Source organism: Sorangium sp. So ce381, from assembly GCF_051473845.1.
In the GTDB taxonomy this organism is placed as follows: domain Bacteria; phylum Myxococcota_A; class Polyangia; order Polyangiales; family Polyangiaceae; genus Sorangium; species Sorangium atrum.
On sequence record NZ_CP150336.1, the window covers coordinates 683,211 to 702,930 of the forward strand.

The following is a 19,720-nucleotide window of genomic DNA, read 5'->3' on the forward strand; positions in this document are numbered from 1 at the left end:
ACGCGGGGCGTCGCCTGCGCGGGCGATCCAGGCTAAGAACCGGCCCTCCCATGACCTTCCAAGACCTCATTCTCACCCTGCAGAAGTTCTGGGCCGATCGCGGCTGCCTCATCGTGCAGCCGTACAACTCGGAGGTCGGCGCCGGCACCTTCAACCCGGCGACGTTCCTGCGCGCGCTCGGCCCCGAGCCCTGGAATGTGGCCTTCGTCGAGCCTTCCCGGCGGCCCGCGGACGGTCGTTACGGGGAGAACCCGAACCGTATGCAGCAGTTTCACCAGTTCCAGGTGATCCTCAAGCCGAGCCCGATCGACATCCAGGACCTCTACCTGGAGTCGCTGCGGGCGATCGGCACGAACCCGCTCGATCACGACGTCCGGTTCCTCGAGGACGACTGGGAGTCGCCGACGCTCGGGGCGTGGGGGCTCGGCTGGCAGGTGTGGATCGACGGGCTCGAGATCTCGCAGTTCACCTACTTCCAGCAGATCGGCGGGATCGACTGCCGCCCCGTGTCCGGCGAGCTCACCTACGGGCTCGAGCGGATCGCGATGTACCTGCAGGACAAGGACAGCATCTACGACGTCGTCTACTCGGACCGCGGCGGGAAGATCGTGCGCTACGGGGACATCTACCAGCGCGCCGAGTGGGAGTGGTCGACCTACAACTTCGAGGAGGCCGACATCGCCGAGCACTTCGCGGCGTTCGATGTCTGCGAGGCCGAGGTGAAGCGGCTCCTGTACCGGGGCGCGGATCCGGCGGCGAAGGGGGCAGCGATCGATCCGAAGAAGGCGCTGGTGCTCCCGGCCTACGATTTCGTCGTGAAGGCGGCCCACCGCTTCAACGTCCTCGACGCGCGGGGCGCGATCAGCGTCACCGAGCGGCAGCGCTTCATCGGCCGGGTCCGCGCGCTCGCGAAGGCGGTCGCCGAGACGTACGTCGCGCAGCGCGAGGCGCTCGGCTTTCCGCTCCTCGGCGAGCAGCAGGCGAAGGCGGCGGAGTAGCGCAGAGCAGGCCGAGGCGGCGGGCAGTGCGCCGTCGCCTCGGCCGGGCAGCGCGTCGCGCGGCCTCAGCCGGGCGGGTTGTCCGGGATGAAGTCGTGGCGGGTGCAGATCGCGACGACCGGCAGCCCCGCCGCGCGGATCGCCTCCGCGCCCCCCTCGAGGCGGTCGACAAGGGCGATCACGCCGACCACCGAGGCGCCCGCGGTGCGCAGCTTCTCGACCGCCTTCAGCGTCGAGCCGCCCGTCGTGATCACGTCCTCGAGGATCGCGACGGGCATCCCGGGCACGAGGCCGCGATCGCCCTCGACGAGGCGCCGCGAGCCGTGGTCCTTGACCTCCTTGCGCACGTAGAGCGCGGGGAGGGGGCGGCCGCGCAGGAAGCTCGTGAGCGACACCGCGCTCGCGAGGGGGCACCCCCCGAGCTCGACGCCCGCGACGGCCTCGCACCGCGGGAGCGCGTCGAGCGCCTCGAACATGAGCGAGCCGACGAGGGCGTGGCCCTCGGCGGTCAGCACCGACTGCTTGCAGTCGATGAAGAAGTCGCTCTCCCGGCCGGACGCGAGGACGACGCGCTTCTGCTCGAACGAGCGCTCGCGCAGCAGCGCGACGAGCCGCTCCCGCTCCGAGGCGCCGGCGGCGCTCACCGGCCGCCCCGCTTGCGCAGCGAGGCCTTCGCGGCGCCCTTCCGGAGCGCGGGGACCACGGGCGGCGGCGGCCCGCCGGCGCTCTCGGCCGCCTCGGGCTCGTCACCCTCGCCGGCAGCCGAGGCCGACAGGTCGGCCTCCTCGTCGTCGTGAACCGGCGCGAGGCGCGGCTCCGGCGCAGGAGCGGGCCTCGCCTCGACGACCGGGGCGGGGCGCGCCGCCGGCGCGGGGCGCGCGGGGGCAGGCGCGGCGCGCGGCGCAGGCCGGGCGGGCGGCGCAGGCGCGCGCTGCTCCGCCGGCGCACGCGCCGGCCGCGCCGCCGCGGCGCGCGGCGCAGGTGCAGCGGCGGCGGCCCGCGCCGGGGCGGGGGCGGGGACCGCGGCGAGCGGCGCGCCGGTGGTGACGTTGCCGCGCACCAGCGCGCCCGCGTGGATGCCGATCTGCGGCGCGCCGAGGTCGCCGACGACGCGCGCGCCGGGCTCGAGGATCACGGCCTCGTCGCCGGAGATGTTCCCGGCGACGGCGCCGCGGACGACAACGCGCCGCCCGCGGACGTCGCTCTGGATGAGCGCGCCCTCGCCGATGGTCACGTCGCCGGTCATGACGACGCTCCCCTCGACGCGGCCGAGGATCTCGAGATCCCCGTCGCCCTGCACGTTGCCGCGGATGGCCGTCGTCGGCCCGATCGAGGACTGGGCGGCCATCGGCTACACGTCCATGTCGACGTTGCCCTTGAACGAGGCTCCGTCCGCGATGGTCAGCCGCGACGCCTTCACGTCGCCGACGAGGCGCCCGCCGGCGAGGAGATCGACGCGATCGGCCGCCGTGACGTTGCCGGTCACGTTGCCGCCCACCTGGAGCGACGCCGCCCCGATGTCCGCTTCGACCAGCGCCCCTGCGTCGATGGTGAGAGGCCCCTCGACGGTGAGCTTTCCGCGCACCGTGCCGGCGACGATCACCTCCTCGTCGGAGGTGATCTCGCCCTCGATCGTGAGCCCGTTTCCGATGATCGTACCCGCCACGTTCGTGCTCCTCGCCGCGCCCTCGCGGCGCGATTCTTCGTCCGTCAACGCGCGCTACCGCCCTGCCGGTTCACGCCGGGGGGCCTGCCCGCGACCGCCGGTCGTCCGCTCCGAGAGCTCGGCCGGGAGGTCGAACTCCGCCTCGATGCGGCCGGCGAACGCCGCGCCCTCCTCGAGGATCACCTCGCTGCCGCCCACGTTTCCGGCGTACTGCGCGGTCGCCCGGATCGTGACGGGGCCGCGCGACGCCACGTCCCCCGTGAGCTGGCCGGAGACGACGAGCGAGTTCGCCTCGACGTCTCCGGTGACCGTCGCCCCGTCCTCGATCTCGAGGTCGCCGGCCAGCTGGATGTTCCCCTCGACGCTCCCCTCGACCCGGAGCGAGCCGTCGCCATGGACGCGCCCGCGGATGCGGGCGCCCCGTCCGATGAGCGATTCGGCAGCGTCCGATTCGCTGCGCGTCGTTGTCGAGCCTCGGGCCATTCTCGTCTCCTGTGCGCGGAGGGAGCCGCGCGAGCCGGGGCGCGCACCAGACGCCCGGCTCGTCCGCTGGAGCTGGGCGAACTGGATCACCCGGCCCCGCGGCGGCGCGGACGCTACTCCAAGCGGCTGCGCCTCGCAACCGGCGGGCGGCCTCGGTGGCGGGGGCGCTTCCCGTGGACTGACTGCAGCGGAGCCCTCGGGGGGAGGGGGTGTCGCGCGGGGGGCGAGGGGGGCCCTCCCACGAACTCGCGCCTTTTGGTGGCAATGGCCTGCTGTACGGAGCTGGCGAGTCCATGAGGACTGGCTGCGATGCGGGCCGGCGCTCGGGTTCGTGGGGCCCTCCCCCTCGCCCCCCGCGCGACACCCCCTCCCCCCGAGGGCTCTCTCCGGGGGGAAACGCGGGAGCGTGGTGGGAGAGCGAAGCGCGGTACGGAAGGGGGGAGCGCGTGGGGGGCGCTTCCTGCGGGGCTGGCTCGGGTGGTACGGTCTCTCTTGACTGGGCTTTCCTTGCTCGCGACGCCTGCTGTGGCTCTGACGGCGAACCGACTCGGATGGCTCGGCGCGCGTCGTCCGTGAGGCGAGCGCAGACCAACCCAACCCGGGGGTTCCTCATGCGGAAGATAGCTATCGTGGGGTCTGGACAGGCCGGCCTGCTCGCGGCGCACGCCCTGGTGAAGGCCGGCTACGAGGTGACGCTCTACTCGGATCGGACGCCCGATCAGTGGCTCAACGAGTCGAAGCCGACCGGCACCGCGGCGCGGTTCGACGTGGCGCTCGCGTTCGAGCGCGAGCTCGGCCTGGCCTTCTGGGAAGACGCCGCGCCCCGGGGCCACGGGGCACAGCTGACCGCGTGCGCCGCGCCGGGCAACCGCCTCCTGACGCTGGCGGGCCGCCTGGAGCAGCACTTCTTCGCGATCGATCTCCGGCTCCAGAGCCACCGGTGGATGCTCGAGCTCGAGCGGCGGGGCGGCAAGATCGTGATCGAGCCCGTCACGATCGCGCGGCTCGACGCGATCGCCGCAGAGAACGACCTCACCGTCGTCGCCGCGGGGCGCGGCGAGCTGTGCAACCTGTTCGAGCGAGACCCCGCGCGCAACGTCCACACGGAGGCGCAGCGCAACGTCGTCATGATGTGCGTCACCGGCCCGAAGCTCGGGTTCGACGGCATCCCGATGCTCCCGGTCAAGTTCAACCTGTTCGCGGGCATCGGGGAGGCGTTCTGGGTGCCCTACCACCACAAGGACGTGGGACCGAGCTGGAACTGCCTCGTCGAGGCGGTGCCCGGAGGGCCGCTGGACAGGTTCCAGGGCGCGAAGTCAGGCGAGCAGATCATCGCGATCGCGAAGGGGCTGGTGAAGGAGCTCATCCCCTGGGACTACGAATGGTTCAGGGGAGCCGAGCTGTCGGACAAACACGGATGGCAGAACGGGCGGGTCGTCCCCGCGGTGCGCAAGCCCGTCGGACGGCTGCCCTCCGGCCGGCTCGTGACGCCGCTGGGCGACACGGCGATGTCGATCGATCCGATCGGCGGCCAGGGCGCCAACAGCGGCAACAAGATGGCGCGCAACCTGGTCGAGTGCATCGTGCAGCACGGCGAGCGCCCGTTCGACGCCGACTGGATGACGCGCACCTTCGATCGCTTCTACGCGCGGCACGGCGGGCCCACCGACCGGTTCAACAACATCCTGCTCGCCGGGGTGACGCCATCGATGGCCCACCTCCTCATGGCGCAGTACGGCAGCGACGGGCGGGCGGACAACACGAGCGGGCAGCAGGCGCTCGCCAACGCCTTCGTGAACAACTTCAACGATCCGGCGCGGCTGACGGCGGTCCTCGAGGACGTCGGGCGAGTGCGCGCCTTCATCCGGCAGACGACCGGGAAGCCGTGGCCGCTCGCGCTCGCAGCAGGGGGCGTGGGCGTCGGCATCGCGCAGGTGCGGCAGCGCATCGGGCTCCCGCCGGGGCACCCGGCAGCGCCGGTGCACGCCGGCGGAGCGCTCGCGTAGCGCCTCGCCGGGCGCCCGCTTTCCTCTGTCGTAGCGGTACGCCGTCGCCCCCCGACGCGCACGTCGTCGACGCGCTGGAGGTCGGGCGGAATCCGTGCCGTCAGATAAAGGGCGAGGGGTCCCTGCCTTCAGCCACATGCTGCACGAAGTGGGTTTTCTGAAACGAGGCCTCGAGCAACCGTGCATGCACCAAGAAGTCGACTGGGGGCACGCCTGGCTCTCGAGCCGCAATGACTTGCGTCGATGTCGCGAGCCCGAAGCGCTCGAGCTCCCGGACTGGTCCGTCCGGCAGCGCCTCGCAGTGAGCGAGCGCCTCGCTTGCGCGCTTGATCGCGCCCGCCGCCGCTGCTGCCGCAACACGTGCGCGGAGCTCGGAAGGGTCGATCGATCCCGATCTGCCTGACGCGATCATGGCGACGCGCGCCCGGTCGGCGTAGATCGCCTCGAGGCAGTGGGTGTATGTGAGCATATCCAGGTGCAGCGGAGAGTCGCCAGGCAGCAGGCAATACGAGGACAGTAGATCAATGAGACCCTGATGGACGAGCATTCGCGTGAACCGGTCGGTGATCGAGTCAAGGTGTTGAAACGCCTCTTGCCCGTTCGCGATGACGTCAGGTTCGTCCATGGGATCAGAACGTCCTTGTCCCCGGCGGGCCAGGGAAGTTAGGCGGCCCCATGAGGAGCCGCGACGGTGATGTGCTCCGGTCAAAGGTGATTTGTTTGGGATCCGTGTTGATGAGCCCTGGCGGGCCGACGTGAATCGTTCTGTCGGGTGCAATCACCAGCTCGCGCCCACCGCCCTCGCCGTTGAAAGCGAACGAGCCGTCGACGCAATTCATTCGCGCTGCGTCCCATGAGCTCCACCACGCGGCATTCCTTTCCATGTCAGATGAAGGGCGTCGGCTCCTTGCCCTCGGCCAATAGCTTCACGAGTTCGATCTTGCGAAAAGAACACTCAAGCATCCGCGCATGCACAGCAAAGTCGACTGGTGGCGTGCTCACCGCCGCTTCGAGCAGCTCCGCCGAGACGCCGAGCCCGAAGCGCTCGAGCTCGCGCACTGGGCCCTCCGGCAGCGACTCGCAGTGCGCAAACGCCTCGGCGCCGCGCTTGATCGCCCCCAACGCCTCAGCCGCTTCGATGCGGGAGCGGAGCTCTCCCGATCCGATCGGGGACTGCGCGCCGCACGACGCGAGCGCCGCGATGCGCGTCCGGTCGGCGTAAATTGCTTCAAGGCAGCGCGCATACTTGAGTAGATCGAGATAAAGCGGAAGATCTGTATGAAGCAGAGAAGAGGTTCCGAGCAGATCGATGAGCCCCTGGTGGACCAGGTGTCCTGTAAAACGATCGGCGATCGCCTCTGCGTGCTGAAACGCTTCCTGTCCGTGCACGATGATGTCTGTCTCGTTCATAGGATCAAAATGTCCTTGTTCCGGGTGGCCCCGGAAGGTTGGGCGGCCCTACGACGAATCGCGGCGGCGTTACGCTCTTGTTGATGAACGGGGGCGTGGGAGTCTTGTTGATGAGCCCCGGTGGCCCGACATGGATGTGCCGGTCGGGAGTGATGACGAGCTCCCGACCACCCTTGTCACCCGCGAACCCGTGCGAGCCATCGCTGCAATCCAGACGCGTTGCGCCCCATGATTGACCGTGCTGGTTCGCAGCGCCGTGGATCTGCTTCACCATCCCCTGGTACATGTCGGCCATCTCCCCCGCGCTGCGCCGACAGCAATCGGTCGGCGCGGTCGTAACGGTACGCCGTCGTCCCCCAGCGCGCGTCATCGATGCGCTCGACGCGCCCGCGTGCGTCGTAGAGCCACTGCCGTGTGACGAGCGCCTTGGGTGCCCCGGGAGCAGGCGCCGTCGCGCGCTGGTCGATCAGCCGGTCCATCGCGTCGTAGCTGCTCCGCACCGCGATCGCCGCCGTATCGTCGTCGCCCTCGCGCAGCGTGCGGCTCGTCCGCTGGACCTCGCGTCCCAGCGCGTCGCGCTCGATCCGCAAGAGGTGCCCGTCGTGCTCGACTGCGCTCAGCGCGTCGAGCGCGTCGTACGCATACCGCGTCGTCGCCCCGTTCGGCATCACCCGCTCGACACACGCCGCCCGCGCGCGTCGTACCCGAAACGCACCGCCATGTCGCCCTGCCGCTCGCACACCACGCGCCCGAACCTGTCGCGCTCGAACCACGTCTCGATGCGCTGCCCGCTCGACTCCTCGAGCACGGCCCCGAGCAGCCGCCCCATCCGGTCGCGCGCGTGGCCGATCGCCCCATCGGGCGTCTCGTCGGCCGTGAGGTTCCCCTCGCGATCGTAGAACAGGTCGCGCCACGTCCCGTCCGCCGCCTGCTCGATGCGCCCGAGCCTCCCCGAGCTGCGGTAGCCGTAGCGCAGCGTGCGCCCATCGAACGTTTCCTCCTGCACGCCGCCCACGGCGTCGACCGCCGCGATCAGGCACCCCGCGCGATCGTAACGGTAGTCTACCCACTGCCCCAGCCGCCGCTCTGCCCACAGCTCCAGGCGCGTGATCCGCCCGTCCTTCCACCGCACCTTGAGCTCTCGCTCCGCCGTGTCGACGATCCGGACGAGCCGATCGCCTTCGTACTCCAGCCGGATCTCGTTGCCGTGCACATCGCGGATCGCCCGCAGCAGCGCCCTCGCCGACCCGCCCTCCGCCACGGACACCCGCACCTGCCGCGACCCGAGCTCCACGATCCGGTACTCCCCCGCTCCCTCTCGATGCAGCTCCAGCCGAAGCGGGATCGCGTCGAACGGATCGGCCCGGACCTGCGCCCCGCACTCTGCAACAAGGATCTCGTCTGAATCGTGGAGCGCTCGCCTCTCTCAAGCTGAGCCCCGAGCTGACACTCTTTCCTCGGTCAACACGTCATTGTCGACCTTGTAAATGATGATGTTCTCCCCGTCTTCCCCTCGCGCGTGGAAATATCCTGAAATTTCGACCTTCAGGAGTGCAATCTCATGGATCGTGTCGCAGAGCAATGTCAGGCCTTCCTCTGTGACATCTGCGCCATAGAACAGATACCGTGTCCAGTTGATGGGCTCATCGCTCCAGCACCAGCCCTTCATGTAGAGCCGCTCTTTGTCGTGGCTCTGCCACCGCTCGCGAAGAGCGGTGATGGTGGATACAATCTTCGGGAAGTCGCTGGGTGATGCTTCCAGCCAGCCACGGACCGAGTAAAAATACGACATGGTGCGCCTGAAGGCTCGGTTGTTGATTCGTGTCAGTCCTGTTCGAGCTTTGAGTGTCAAGAGGAGCACTTCCCCTGCGTCGGTGGGGGTAGGCCGCCCCATCCGGTCGCGCGCGTAGCCGATCACCCCATCCGGCATCTCGTCGCCGATCAGGTTGCCCGAGCGGTCATAGAACAAGTTGCGCCACGTCTTGTCCGCCGCGATCTCGATGCGCCCGAGCTGCGGTATCCATAGCGCAGCCTGCCGCGTCGTCGTCCGCCCGAGCGCGTCGGTCTGCGATACGGGTCGTCCGGTCCTGTCGTGCGTGGACGTCGCGCCGATGCCTCCTCAACACATCCCAGCATGCGTCACCAAACTCCCGACATGCATCACCAGGTGATCGCCTCATAAGCTGGTGCAGGAGTAGCGACTTCTTTGGCATGGTGGGGGGGTGGAGCCGTCGCTGGTCGGCGAATCGCAGGCCGCGTACATGCTCTCCTCACCCGGTCCAGCCGCTTAAATAGTCATCAATTGAGATGCTCACAATCTCGTCACCGCCAATCTCTTGATAGTCTCCGATGCTATCAAAATCGGCGTCGCCCTCGACGATTACGCGAATCGCGTGGCCTGCATGGTCGGCAAGGAATTTCCATATCACCCGGTTGAGCTTGTTGTTGAGCGAGTTTGCTGGGTCGCTCTCCTGGCCCATGTGGAATCGATCGACCCTGTTGCCCTTATATATCGCCTTTCCGAGCCACAGGGCGACACCGCACTCGACGCATGTGAGATACGCGTAACGGCTCATTGTCCACCGTTGCAGCTTAATGGCCCACTGTACAAAGTGTTCCCGTCTGTGTCTGTAATAACGAGCTTGGTGCCGGAGTACTTGGCCAGATCGTCAGCGGTTCGTGAGCCTCGAAAGCGGGCGACCATTCTGCTTGCGTCGTCGGGGCTTGTGCTATGTTTGACCTGAACAAATACTTCTCCGCCGCTGCCGGCTTGAGCTTTTGCAGCATGGCTCACTTGCTTGTTGAAAGCTCCTTGCGAGCTCCCGCCTATGCACTTCACCTCTCGGCGCCCAACAATATTGCCGTGCGGATCCTCGAACGTGACGTCAGCTCCTGCACCGCCAGAGCCAGCAACCCTTGCGGTCGAGCCTGTAGGGCCGGTCCCTAGGATGTTCTCGGCATTTTTCTGACTCAGCGGGAACTCTGGATTGCTGTCGGCAATAAGTGCATTGACATCGCTTGGCGTATAGCTGCTTAAGCCGAAAGGATCGATGCGGCTGGTTGGACTACCGTCAAGTCGGAATAGTCCCGAGCCGCCACGTATGCCCAGCGGATCCGGGCTGCACCACCCCCCGATCTCCGGATCGAAGAACCGGAAGCGCGTACAGCAGAGCCCCGTCTCCTCGTCGGCGTACTGCCCCAGGAGCCTGAACGGCGACTCCACGGTGGTCCTGTGGTTGAGCACGCTGATCGGATCGCGCCACTCCTCGGTGACCTTGCCCCAGGCGGAGTGCGCGGCGGCCCAGGCGACGAGCCCGCGCGGATCGAGCAACTCCTTGGGCGTGCCGAGGTGGTCGTTGACGTACGTCAGCACGCGCCCGTCCTGCTGCTGCAGGAGCGGCACGAACGTCCCCGGCGCGTGCACGAACGTCCTCGCCCCCCGCTCGCTGTCGACGTCGGCCGCGAGCACGTCCCCATCCCACACGAAGTCCACCCTGCGCGGCCGGTTCGTCGCGGCCTGGCTGCTCACCTCCTTGCATATCCGCCGCCCAAAGGCGTCATAGGCCATGACGACCCGGGTGCCATCCGACCGCCGCACCTCCCTCAGTCGGTCGCGGCAGTCCCAGGTGTAGCGGGTCATGTCCTGCTCGTTCACGGACCCGCCGTTCGGGTGGCTCGCGCGGTACTGCGCGAGCTCCACCTTGGCGGTGCGCCGCCCGCGCGCGTCGACTTCGTACGCCGCCGTCTCGGTCCTGCGCAGCACGCCGCCCGGGTCGATCTGCCACGACGGCTGCGTCCAGTCCTGCGCCTGCTGCGCCGGCGCGAGCAACCCCAGATCATCCTTGCCGGCGAGTTCCTGGAGCATGCGCGTGATCGACCCGGCCGGGTCGTAAGAGAACACCTCACGCACCGTCCCTCGCTGCGCCGACAGCAGCCTATCAACGCGGTCGTAGCGGTACGCCGTCGCCCCCCAGCGCGCGTCGTCGATGCGCTCGACGCGCCCGCCGGCGTCGTAGAGCCACTGGCGTGTGACGAGCACCTTGGGCACGCCTGGCGCCGGCGCGGTCGCGCGCTGCTCGATGAGCCGATCCATCGCGTCATAGGCGCTCCGCACCGCGATCGCCGCCTCGGTCGCCGCGTCCTCTTCGCCCACCGTGCCGCTCGTCCTCTGCACCTCCCTCCCGCGCACGTCGCGCTCGAACACCACGCGGTGCCCGTCATGCTCGACCGCGCTCAGCGCGCCGAGCGCGTCGTACGCATACCGCGTCGTCGCCCCGTCCGGCATCACCCGCTCGGTGCGCCGCCCGCGCGCGTCGTAGGCGTACCGCACCGCCTTGTCGCCCTGCCGCTCGCACACCACGCGCCCGAACCTGTCGCGCTCGAACCACGTCTCGATGCGCTGTCCGCTCGCCTCCTCGAGGACGGCGCCGAGCAGCCGCCCCATCCGGTCGCGCGCGTAGCCGATCGCCCCATCGGGCGTCTCGTCGGCCGTGAGGTTCCCCGCGCGATCGTAGAACAGGTCGCGCCACGTCCCGTCCGCCGCCTGCTCGATGCGCCCGAGCCTCCCCGAGCTGCGGTAGCCGTAGCGCAGCGTGCGCCCGTCGAACGTGTCCTCCTGCGCCACCCGGCCCGCGGCGTCGTAGTGAAAGACGTACCTCTCGCCCTTCGGGTTGGTGATGGCGCGGAGCCGCTCCTTGCGTGTGTACGCGAACCTCCACACGCCCCCGCCCGGCTCGACGATCTGGGCCAGCACGCCCGTGCCCTCGTAGGCCAGCTGGGTCGTCTGCCCCAGCGCATCGACAAGGCGCGCCGGGTTGCCCATGCGATCGTAGGTCGCGACGGTCCTCGTCCCGTCGGGCCGCTCGACACGGATCGGCCGCCCCATCGGGTCGTACGCCACGCGCGTCGTCCGCCCCAGCGCGTCGGTCCGCGACACGGGCCGGCCCATCGCGTCGTACGCGTACGCCGTCCGCGCGCCCCGCGCGTCCGTCTCCGCGATCACGTTGTGCTGCGCGTCGTGCTCATGGCCGAGCAGCAAGCCCTCCTGCCCGCCGCCGTGCCCGTACACGCCCGTGACCCGCCCGCGCTCGTCGCGCGCGAAAGAGTACGCCTCGCCGGTCGGCTGCAGCACCGCGCTCACCTCGCCGCGCGCGTCGCGTACCACCTGCGTGACGAGCCCCTCGGGGCTGATCTCTCGCACCACGAGATCGCCATCGTGCTCCCACCGCGTCTCGTTGCCGAGCGCGTCCACCTCGCGGATCGCGTTCCCGCGCGCGTCGTACCAGCGCTGCATCCCCTCGCCCGCGCCATTGGTCTCCGCGACGAGGAGCGCGTCCTCGTCGTACGCCCGCTCCCACAGCGCCGTCCCGTCGGGCAGCGCCGCGCGCGTCACAAGGCCGTCGGCGTTCCAGCTGTACACCCGCGGCTCCACGCCGCGGACCTCGGTCGTCTGGCCCTGCGCGTCGCGCCGGAGCTCCACCTCGTGCAACCCGTCCCGCCCGCCGGTCTTCCTGCACCGGTGCCCGTGGTGGTCCTCGTAGGCGTACCAGAACCGCTCGCCGTTCTTCAGCGTCGCCGCGGTCATCCGGTGCCGGACGTCGACCTCGTACGCCTCCACGCCGCCCACCGCGTCGACCGCCGCGATCAGGCACCCCGCGCGATCGTACCGGTAGTCCACCCACTGCCCCAGCCGCCGCTCCGCCCACAGCTCCAGGCGCGTGATCCGCCCGTCCTTCCACCGCACCTTGAGCTCTCGCGCCGCCGTGTCGACGACCCGGACGAGCCGCTCGCCTTCGTAGACCATCCGGATTTCGTTGCCGTGCACATCGCGGATCGCGCGCAACAGCGCCCTCGCCGAGCCGTCCTCCGCCGCGAACAGCCGCACCTGCCGCGACCGGAGCTCCACCACCCGGTACTCCCGCGCTCCCTCGCGATGCAGCTCCAGCCGCTCGCGCCGGTGGAACGCGCTCTCCCCGGGCTCCACCTTCTCGAACCAGATCCACCGCCCCTCGCCGTCGCGCAGCGCGAGGACCTGCTCGCCCTCCTCGATCCATTGCTCGTACGAGAACGCCCAGCCAGGCCCCAGCGCCGCGTCTCGCTCCCCGTGACGCGACGAGCGATAATGCCGCGCCCACACGAGCGGGATCATCCCCGGGACCGAGAGGTCCGTCGCCGCATCGACCACCGCGCCGTCCGTGACGTCGACCGGGTGCCCCTCGGTCGTGCACTGGTCCACCGGCGGCGACGACGACTTGCCCGCCTTCGCCCCCTTGTGGCTGCGCCCGCCGCCGCCCCCACCGCCGCCTCCCGGCGCGCTCGGCCCGCCGCCTCCCGGCGCCCCCGCGCCGCCGCCTCCTCCTCCATCGCCCGCGCCCCCGGCGCCGCCCGCCCCGCTCGCCGCCGTCCCGGCGCCGGCGGTGACCGACTTGTTCATCTGCCCCATGCTGCCGGTGATCCCGGCCATCCCGAGCTCGACGAGCACGTTCGGCGCGCCGAGCCACGGGAAGCAGGGGCCGCCCGTGTTGAGGCTCAGCACCTCTCTCATGGTGCCCGGCTCGTTGCCGTGACACGCCTTCATGCACCCGCCGACCGTCAGGATCTTCTTCCCTTCGATCGTCGTCCGCATCGGTGCGTCGATGATCCCTTCGGCCACCGTCCCCATCGTCGGATAGGGGATCGGAAGAGGGCTCGGCGCGGCCGGCGTGGTGCACACGCTCACCGCCATGCCGGTCATCTGGTGGCCGGAGCCCTCGTGCACCGTATCCAGACCCAGCGCGGTGACCTTGCTCATGGCGACAGCAGGTTCACCCACGCCCCGCCGGGAATGCAATCGGGGCCGCACGAAGCGGACACGACGCCGGCCTCACCGGTCCTGGCGGCGAAGGGACCGCCTCGAGGAGCTGGAGCGACAGAAGGCGAAGATCCGCGGGGCCGAGATGTGGATCGAGGAGATCGGCGAGACGCACGGCTCGCCACGGCTCTACGTGGTCGCGGAGATGGCTCCGCGATGGCTACTCCAGGACGGCGTGGTACCGCCCGCTCGGCGTGACGATGACGTGGGCCTGGAGCGGGACGTTCAGCGCGTAGGAGAGATCGCGCAGCTCCTCGGTCATCGCGTGGTCCTCCGCGGTCGGCGTCGGATCGCCGCTCGGGTGGTTGTGGGCCAGGACGAAGCCGACGGCCGCCATGTCCAGCGCCGTGCGCAGGATGGTCGAGCGGCCTGCGTGGAGGGCGTCGTCGACGCCGCGGGCGAGCATGCGCGCTTCGCGGACGCGGCCGTGGCTGTCGAGCGCCGCGATCCAGAGCTCCTCGTGGACGAGGTGCGCGAGCCTCGGGCCGAAGTACCGCGCCACGCGGGCGGCGTCGGTGAGGCGCGCGCCTCGGCGAGCCCGCGCGGCGTGGGCGCGACGGCCGAGCTCGAAGGCCGCCGCGAGCCGCGTCGCGTCGAGCAGCGCGATCTGGGTTCGCTCGGCGATGGCCGCCGGAGAGAGGCGACCGAGGGACGGCAGGGCGGCCGCGCCAAGGATGCGCGCTCCTACGGCCGGGATCCCGAGCACCATCTCGATCAGTCCGGCCTCGGTCACGGTCGGGATCTCGGCCGCCGTCTCGGCGGGCGCATCGACGGGTGCGCCGCTCATCGGGGCCACCTCCGAGCGCGGGTGAGCGAGCGGGCGAAGAGGCGGCGAGCGAGGCGGAGCCGCGTGGCCACCGTCGGCCTCGGGATCGCGAGCGTCGCCGCGATCTCGCGCGTCGTCAGGCCGGCGGCGGTGAGCGCCAGGACCTGTTGACGCTCAGGCTGGCCGATGGTCCGCCGAGCAGGCAGCTTGATGGCCATCGAGGGCGTGCGCGGTTGCGGTCAAGGAGAGCGATGGCCATCGTTCGGACGCGCGCCGCAGGGCAGCTCGCAATGGCCATCATGGTTGGTGGCCGTCGGCGCCGGCGAGGTGTTTCTTCGCCAGCGCCGAGGGGGCGCCCGTCGTGTCGGTCAGCGTCAGCTGCCGTCCGTCCCCAGGTCGCCGACAATGCGCGCCATCACGTCACGCTCGACGAGTTTCTTCTTCCGTCGCGCCGCCTCGCGCAGCGCGGCGGTGGCCATGCGGTCGATCTCGCGCAGGCTGGAGCCAGCCGCCTCGTGGAGCAGCGTCAGAGCGTCCGCGGTGAAGACGTCGCGGTCGGCGCCAGCACGGCTCATCCGTAGCCGCACGTACTCGCCGGTATCGTCGGGGACCATCGCACCGATCGAGAGACGCCGCTCGATGCGCGAGTACAGCGAGCGATTTTTGCGCAGCTCAAGCCGGTCTTGAAGGTCAGAGAGCCCTACCAGGATCAGCGACAATAGTGCGCGGCTGTCCCATTCATAGTTCGGTGGGCGGCCGGCGCCGTGCCCGGCTTGCGCCGGGTCGGTTTCCGGCCGCCCCCGTCCAAACCCGGCGTGCACCTTTCGTTATGCACCGGGCTCTCCCTCCATGTTTGTGGCGAAGTACGGTTCGCGCATCCACCCCAGCTTGTATTGCTCGACGCGCACGGTGGACGTGTCGAAAGGGCTGACTCCTCCATCCGTCCATCGCACGCCTCGTCCCCCCGACCTGCGCTGCCCGTACTGCAGGATCAAGCGCTTCAGGGAGATGCGGTGCTTCTTACGAAGCCATCGGGCGATCGTCCACCACACGTAATGGTCGAGGAAGTTGAAAACCTTCTTCGCTCCCCACGCGTGCCGGTAGAAGTTCGCCCAACCCCGCAGGATGGGGTTGAGCCTCTGGAGCTGACCCCGCAGCGAAGAGCCCGTTGATCTCTTCTTGAAGAGCTGCTTGATCTTCTCCCGGAGGCGCTGGCTGCGCTCCTTCGGCACGAGGCTCGCGCTCACCTGCCGGCGATGTCCGGGGTGGCGTCGGACGAGGACATGGTGCCCGAGGAAGCTCATCGGCTTCGTGACAGGGGTCACGAGCGTTTTTGCCTCTGCAAGCTCCAGCCCAAGCTCGGCTTTCAGGAAGCTGGCCAGTGCAGCCTTCTCCTCGTTCGCGACCCGCTCGGCATCCGCATGCTGCTGCGGGCCGGGCGGGGCGGCAACGAGGATGATGAAGTCATCCGCGTACCGGATGGGGACGAGGATAGGGAGGCCGCGCCGCCGGTCGGTGGCGCGTCTCTCGTTTGCTCGTCGAGTGATCCCCGCAGGATCGGTTTGTATCGTCGGGGTGCGGCGTGGCCACACATGACGCTCATACCGCTCCTCAATCGCGCTGAGCGCGATATTCGCCAGCAATGGCGACAGGATCCCACCTTGGGGAGTGCCGGCTTCCGTTCGGGAGAACTGCTCCTCGGAAAGGACGCCAGCCTTGAGGAATGCCGCGATCAGTCTCGTCACCTTGACATCGCCAATGCGTCGGCGGACCCGGTTCATTAGCGCGTGGTGCCCGATGTGATCGAAGCAGCCCTTGATGTCTCCTTCGATGGCCCATTGGTACGGAAGCCGATGCTCGATCCCGCCCTTGCGTACAGGCCTCGGTCGCAACAGCATCCGTAGATGCTCGAGAGCGCCGTGGACCCCGCGGCCGGGGCGGAAACCATACGAGACGGGAAAGAAGTCCGCCTCGAAGATCGGCTCAAGGATGCTCTTCAACGCTGCTTGCACGACGCGATCCTTGACGGTGGGAATTCCCAGGGCTCGGTACTTCCCTGGGGCGCCTGCCTTGGGGATCCGCACCCGTCGGACAGGGCTCGGGCGGAAGCGGTGATTTTTGAGCTCCTCGCGCAGTGTCTGCACGAAGGACTCGCTGCCACCGCTCGTTCGTCCGAGCTTGACCACCGTGACACCGTCGACGCCCGCCGTGCGACTCCCGCGGTTGCGGGCGACGCGGTGGAAGGCGCATCGCAAGGAGCGAGGATCTGTAATGAATCCCCACAGCTTGCGAAAGACGTAGTCCAGATCGTCTCTACCTCGCCGGTGAAGCTCGCGCTGGACGCTCCGGAGCCAGTCCTGATCGGACTGAGGCGCCGCATACACGGCTTTCTCCGGCGCCATGCGCGTTTCACCCATGGACTGCCTCCCTTCGCCATGTGCGCGGCTCTCCCGCGCTCCGACTACTACGGAGGCTCCGCCCCCCGGACGAGACATTGCCAGACCTGGTGGCTTGCTGGCGCTTCCGCCAGCGCTCGGCTCGGGGTTCCCGTGTTCACTGCCCTGACCCATGGTGCTGTAGGTGGTCGGCTTTGCCCCTGGCAGCGCGGACCGCATCCCCGTTCGAGGCTGGGGGGCGGCGTGCCCATGCCGGGCACACCCAGATGCTTTCAACTGGCTACCGGGCTCTGGCTGCAAACCCGCACGAGGCGGGGCATCCTTCCGTACAGAGGGTTCTAACACCGACTTCGATTTGCTTGGACGACGGTCCATGCAGTTCTCACCTTGGCACCTGTGGTCACCGGCCTCGGTCGCCGAAGCTTCCTTCGCCGGCTGTTTACGCCGCTCGGCTGTTGCAGGCCCCCGTTCCAGTCTCCGGGGACGTTCGCGGCGCCCTTCTTCACCCAGCTCGGCCTGGGCGAGGGGGACCCCTTGCGGTCCCCGGTCTTGGCAGCGCCTCACGGCGCACATTTAACAATATGTGGAGATGATCGAGCGTGTCTTGGTGGAGCAGGTGCGCTTCGTCCAGCAAGAAAACCGGGTGGATGCGCTCGCGGCCGAGGGTCTCGATATGGGCGCTGACAGCGTAGAAGACGGCCGCTGCGGTCGCCGCGGGGTTGAGGCCGAGGGCATGGCAGAGCTGGCGATAGAAGTCGCGGCGACCGAGCGTGGCGTTGTGGCAGTAGGTCAGCCGGAAACCTGCCTGCGGCAACCGATGACGCACGGCCCGCAGCACACACGTCTTGCCGGCGCCGGGCTCGCCGACCAGCAGCACTTGGGCGTGCTCGTGCACGGCCTCGCACACCTCCTCGACGAGCTGCTCCTTGGAGGGCGGCAGCCACAGGTCGCCGTCCTGGATCTCCTTGGAAAAGGGGGCGGCGGAGAGGGTGAAGAAGCGGACGTAAGACTCGCTCACGTTGCACCTCCACGCTCGCTCGTATCCTCGCCAGAGCCGGTGGAGAGGCCGAGCGTGCGCGCGGGGTTGAAGTCCACCGGGCGTGTCGGTTTGTCCACCGCAGGCCCGCCGCACGGCAGCCGCTTGCGCCGCGCATTGCGCTGCGGGTCGACCGGATGCAGTACCAGGCGCTTGCCCTCGTGCTCGACCCACGGCGGCTCGCCGGGCGCGACGAAGCACCGGGCGACGGAGACGATCTGGCCGGCGAGGTAGCCTTGATCGAGCTGCCAGGCGACGCCGTCGATGGAGATGATGTTGTCACCTGAGACGCGGCGCCGGGTGCGCTCGGTGAGTGCGACGCGCAGTGCCTTTTCGTCGACGACGCCCTCTGCGGCGGGGCGGGCTGCATAGACCTTCGCCGGGGTCTTGCCAAGCAGGCCCGCGTGCGGCGCCGGGTGATAGCGCCTGTCGAGGAAGGCGCAGAGCGTCGTATTGATGTCGACGAGCGACGCCACGGCGCCGAGATAGTTGAGACACCCTTCGCGCAGCGTGCGCCAGAAACGCTCCATCTTGCCGCGCGCCTGCGGGTCGTAGGGCTTTGCATGCAGCAGCGTGATGCCGAGCCTCGCGCACGCGGTCTTGAGGACGTCGCCGCGGTAGGTGGAGCCGTTATCGAGGTAGAGCGCGTCGGGCTTGCCGTGGCGGCGCAGAGCGTCGACGGTCATGCCGAGCATGTCGACCTCCTTCTCGGTGGGGTGCGCTTCGAGGGCGATGACGTAGCGAGAGGCGTCGTCGAGCAGCCCATGGATGCGAATCGGCATCGCTTTGCCGCCGACGGTGCAGCCCGTCACGTGGCAGACGTCGCCGTGCCAGAGCGCGCCGGCACGCTCGGCTTGCCAGCGCAGCCGCGTCTTGGGCTCCCCCTCGGCGCGCGCGGCGCGCCGGCGAAGGCCATACGCCGCATACAATCGCCGCACGGTGGGCTCGGAGACCTTGCCCGCCTCAAGCCGCCCCTCGTCGACGAGCGTTTTGAGGATGAGCGGCACCGAGGCGTCGGGGTGCTCGCGCCGGATGTCGAGCAGCAGACTGCGCAGCTCCTCCGACAGCTCCTGCGCGAAGCCGCGATCACTGCGTGGTTGCGGGCGCAACCCATCGAGGCCAGCGGAGCGATACGCATACAGCCAGCGCTCGAGCGTGGGCACCGCGTAGGTACGCGTGCTGTGCGCGCCCGGCGGTCGAAACCGCTGCTCGCTCAGGGCGCGCAGCTCGGCGGCGAGCTGGCCGTGGGTGAGCACGCGGTGCATGAGAGGGCCGATGACCGTGGCGCGATAGATCGCCACGGTCTCGGCGTGATCGGTGGGGCCGAGGGCCATTGCAAGGGGTCCTTTCTGCGCCTTGCCGGCGCGCGGTCCTTGTCCGGGATCCGCCGCGTTTTCGGCAGCGATCCTCTCAGGTGGGCGCTACGATTGGGGCTCCGAAGGGGCAGATGCCGTCACGCCGCGTGCGCGGCGCCGAAGAAGGCGCGGTGCTCGATCGGCAGCGCCCGGGTCGTCGGGTCTGCGCTCGCCGCCAGCGCTGCCGCGGCGCTGCCTGCGCGCTGGCGGAGCGAAGCGAGTGGAACGGGGTCGGGGGCTTCAGCAAAGAGGCGTCGTTGCGCGACATCGCGCACCCATCTGCGCAGCGTGGTCCAGCCGGTGACGGCGCTGTCGCCGACGATCCCCGCGGGGGCCACGCGGCGCCGGACCTCGGCCGCGGTCGCGAGTACAAGGCCCCAGAGCGCGAGGGCGAAGCCGATGGCGGAGGCGCTGTACAGGCGCCGGCCGAGCACGCCGCGAGGAACGACGTGGAGCACGGCGCCGCAGGAGACGCAGCGATAGCGGCGGGCGGTCACCGTGAGCATCTCGGGCGGCTGGTCCGGCCTTGACGGGCCCCAGACCTGCCGCTCGCGCTTGCCGTGGCCCTGGAGCCGAATGGCGCCGCCGAGGGGGCAGCTCGCGACGCCGCAGGCTGGGCACCGAGCAGGTCGCGCTTCGACGACCGTGGGCGTTTGCTGCTGCCAGCGCTTGATGTCGATGGCGCTCTGGACCACACTGCGACCGCTTCGATTCCTGGGCACGGGAACCGGAGCACGACGAGGAGACTGTCGGC

At 69.5% G+C, this 19,720-nt stretch carries 20 protein-coding genes; 2 read left to right on the forward strand and 18 right to left on the reverse strand.

Translation table 11 applies throughout. From position 1 onward, the window contains the following. Positions 1-50: 50 nt before the first annotated feature. Entirely contained in the window at positions 51-998 is a 948-nt protein-coding gene (gene glyQ / locus WMF29_RS02510; protein WP_437327301.1) for a glycine--tRNA ligase subunit alpha, read from the forward strand. Positions 999-1,063: 65 nt separating this feature from the next. Here glyQ and pyrE read toward each other — a convergent pair whose 3' ends face one another. The 4 genes from pyrE to WMF29_RS02530 are packed head-to-tail and all read right to left on the reverse strand — an operon-like array spanning position 1,064 to position 3,147. Continuing rightward, positions 1,064-1,642: an orotate phosphoribosyltransferase gene (pyrE, locus tag WMF29_RS02515; protein ID WP_437327302.1), complete on the reverse strand. Its 579-nt coding sequence runs from the start codon at positions 1,640-1,642 to the stop codon at positions 1,064-1,066. Then, positions 1,639-2,346: a bactofilin family protein gene (locus tag WMF29_RS02520; RefSeq protein WP_437327303.1), complete on the reverse strand. Its 708-nt coding sequence runs from the start codon at positions 2,344-2,346 to the stop codon at positions 1,639-1,641. The genes pyrE and WMF29_RS02520 overlap by 4 nt, the downstream gene beginning before the upstream one ends. A 3-nt stretch (positions 2,347-2,349) precedes the next feature. Beyond that, positions 2,350-2,664, reverse strand: a complete 315-nt coding sequence (locus WMF29_RS02525) for a bactofilin family protein (RefSeq protein WP_272097558.1) — start codon at positions 2,662-2,664, stop codon at positions 2,350-2,352. 54 nt (positions 2,665-2,718) lie between these two features. Continuing rightward, positions 2,719-3,147 carry a bactofilin family protein gene (locus WMF29_RS02530; RefSeq protein WP_437327304.1) on the reverse strand — a complete coding sequence of 143 codons (429 nt, stop codon included), beginning with the start codon at positions 3,145-3,147 and terminating at the stop codon, positions 2,719-2,721. 611 nt (positions 3,148-3,758) lie between these two features. On the opposite strand from WMF29_RS02530, the gene WMF29_RS02535 reads away from it, so the two are divergent. Next, positions 3,759-5,153 (forward strand): styrene monooxygenase/indole monooxygenase family protein, encoded by a 1,395-nt coding sequence (locus WMF29_RS02535; protein WP_437327305.1) that lies wholly within the window; start codon positions 3,759-3,761, stop codon positions 5,151-5,153. 100 nt (positions 5,154-5,253) lie between these two features. Here WMF29_RS02535 and WMF29_RS02540 read toward each other — a convergent pair whose 3' ends face one another. The 14 genes from WMF29_RS02540 to WMF29_RS02605 form a co-directional block, all read right to left on the reverse strand. After that, positions 5,254-5,778 (reverse strand): hypothetical protein, encoded by a 525-nt coding sequence (locus tag WMF29_RS02540; RefSeq protein WP_437327306.1) that lies wholly within the window; start codon positions 5,776-5,778, stop codon positions 5,254-5,256. Positions 5,779-6,038: 260 nt separating this feature from the next. Further along, entirely contained in the window at positions 6,039-6,563 is a 525-nt protein-coding gene (locus WMF29_RS02545; protein ID WP_437327307.1) for a hypothetical protein, read from the reverse strand. A 176-nt stretch (positions 6,564-6,739) separates the two neighbouring features. After that, positions 6,740-7,231: a hypothetical protein gene (locus WMF29_RS02550; protein ID WP_437327308.1), complete on the reverse strand. Its 492-nt coding sequence runs from the start codon at positions 7,229-7,231 to the stop codon at positions 6,740-6,742. Continuing rightward, positions 7,231-7,857, reverse strand: a complete 627-nt coding sequence (locus WMF29_RS02555; RefSeq protein WP_437327309.1) for a hypothetical protein — start codon at positions 7,855-7,857, stop codon at positions 7,231-7,233. Before WMF29_RS02555 ends, WMF29_RS02550 begins: the two co-directional genes overlap by 1 nt. Before the next feature lie 132 nt (positions 7,858-7,989). Then, positions 7,990-8,532 carry a hypothetical protein gene (locus WMF29_RS02560; protein ID WP_437327310.1) on the reverse strand — a complete coding sequence of 181 codons (543 nt, stop codon included), beginning with the start codon at positions 8,530-8,532 and terminating at the stop codon, positions 7,990-7,992. A 301-nt stretch (positions 8,533-8,833) separates the two neighbouring features. Beyond that, positions 8,834-9,043 carry a hypothetical protein gene (locus tag WMF29_RS02565; protein WP_437327311.1) on the reverse strand — a complete coding sequence of 70 codons (210 nt, stop codon included), beginning with the start codon at positions 9,041-9,043 and terminating at the stop codon, positions 8,834-8,836. A gap of 92 nt (positions 9,044-9,135) precedes the next feature. After that, complete coding sequence (locus tag WMF29_RS02570; RefSeq protein WP_437327312.1) at positions 9,136-13,353, reverse strand: PAAR-like domain-containing protein; 4,218 nt, start codon at positions 13,351-13,353, stop codon at positions 9,136-9,138. Between the two features lie 220 nt (positions 13,354-13,573). Then, on the reverse strand, positions 13,574-14,200 hold the full coding sequence (locus tag WMF29_RS02575) for a JAB domain-containing protein (protein ID WP_437327313.1): 627 nt from the start codon (positions 14,198-14,200) through the stop codon (positions 13,574-13,576). After that, a complete protein-coding gene (locus WMF29_RS02580) occupies positions 14,197-14,397 on the reverse strand; it encodes a sigma factor-like helix-turn-helix DNA-binding protein (RefSeq protein WP_437327314.1) in 201 nt (66 codons plus the stop codon). Before WMF29_RS02580 ends, WMF29_RS02575 begins: the two co-directional genes overlap by 4 nt. A gap of 156 nt (positions 14,398-14,553) precedes the next feature. Further along, complete coding sequence (locus WMF29_RS02585) at positions 14,554-15,000, reverse strand: hypothetical protein (RefSeq protein WP_437325348.1); 447 nt, start codon at positions 14,998-15,000, stop codon at positions 14,554-14,556. Positions 15,001-15,006: 6 nt separating this feature from the next. After that, entirely contained in the window at positions 15,007-16,596 is a 1,590-nt protein-coding gene (gene ltrA, locus WMF29_RS02590; RefSeq protein WP_437325349.1) for a group II intron reverse transcriptase/maturase, read from the reverse strand. Between the two features lie 481 nt (positions 16,597-17,077). After that, positions 17,078-17,593, reverse strand: a complete 516-nt coding sequence (locus tag WMF29_RS02595) for an AAA family ATPase (protein WP_437325350.1) — start codon at positions 17,591-17,593, stop codon at positions 17,078-17,080. Beyond that, entirely contained in the window at positions 17,590-18,945 is a 1,356-nt protein-coding gene (locus tag WMF29_RS02600) for a DDE-type integrase/transposase/recombinase (RefSeq protein ID WP_437327315.1), read from the reverse strand. Before WMF29_RS02600 ends, WMF29_RS02595 begins: the two co-directional genes overlap by 4 nt. A gap of 119 nt (positions 18,946-19,064) precedes the next feature. After that, on the reverse strand, positions 19,065-19,661 hold the full coding sequence (locus WMF29_RS02605; RefSeq protein WP_437327316.1) for a hypothetical protein: 597 nt from the start codon (positions 19,659-19,661) through the stop codon (positions 19,065-19,067). Between the last annotated feature and the right edge of the window lie 59 nt (positions 19,662-19,720).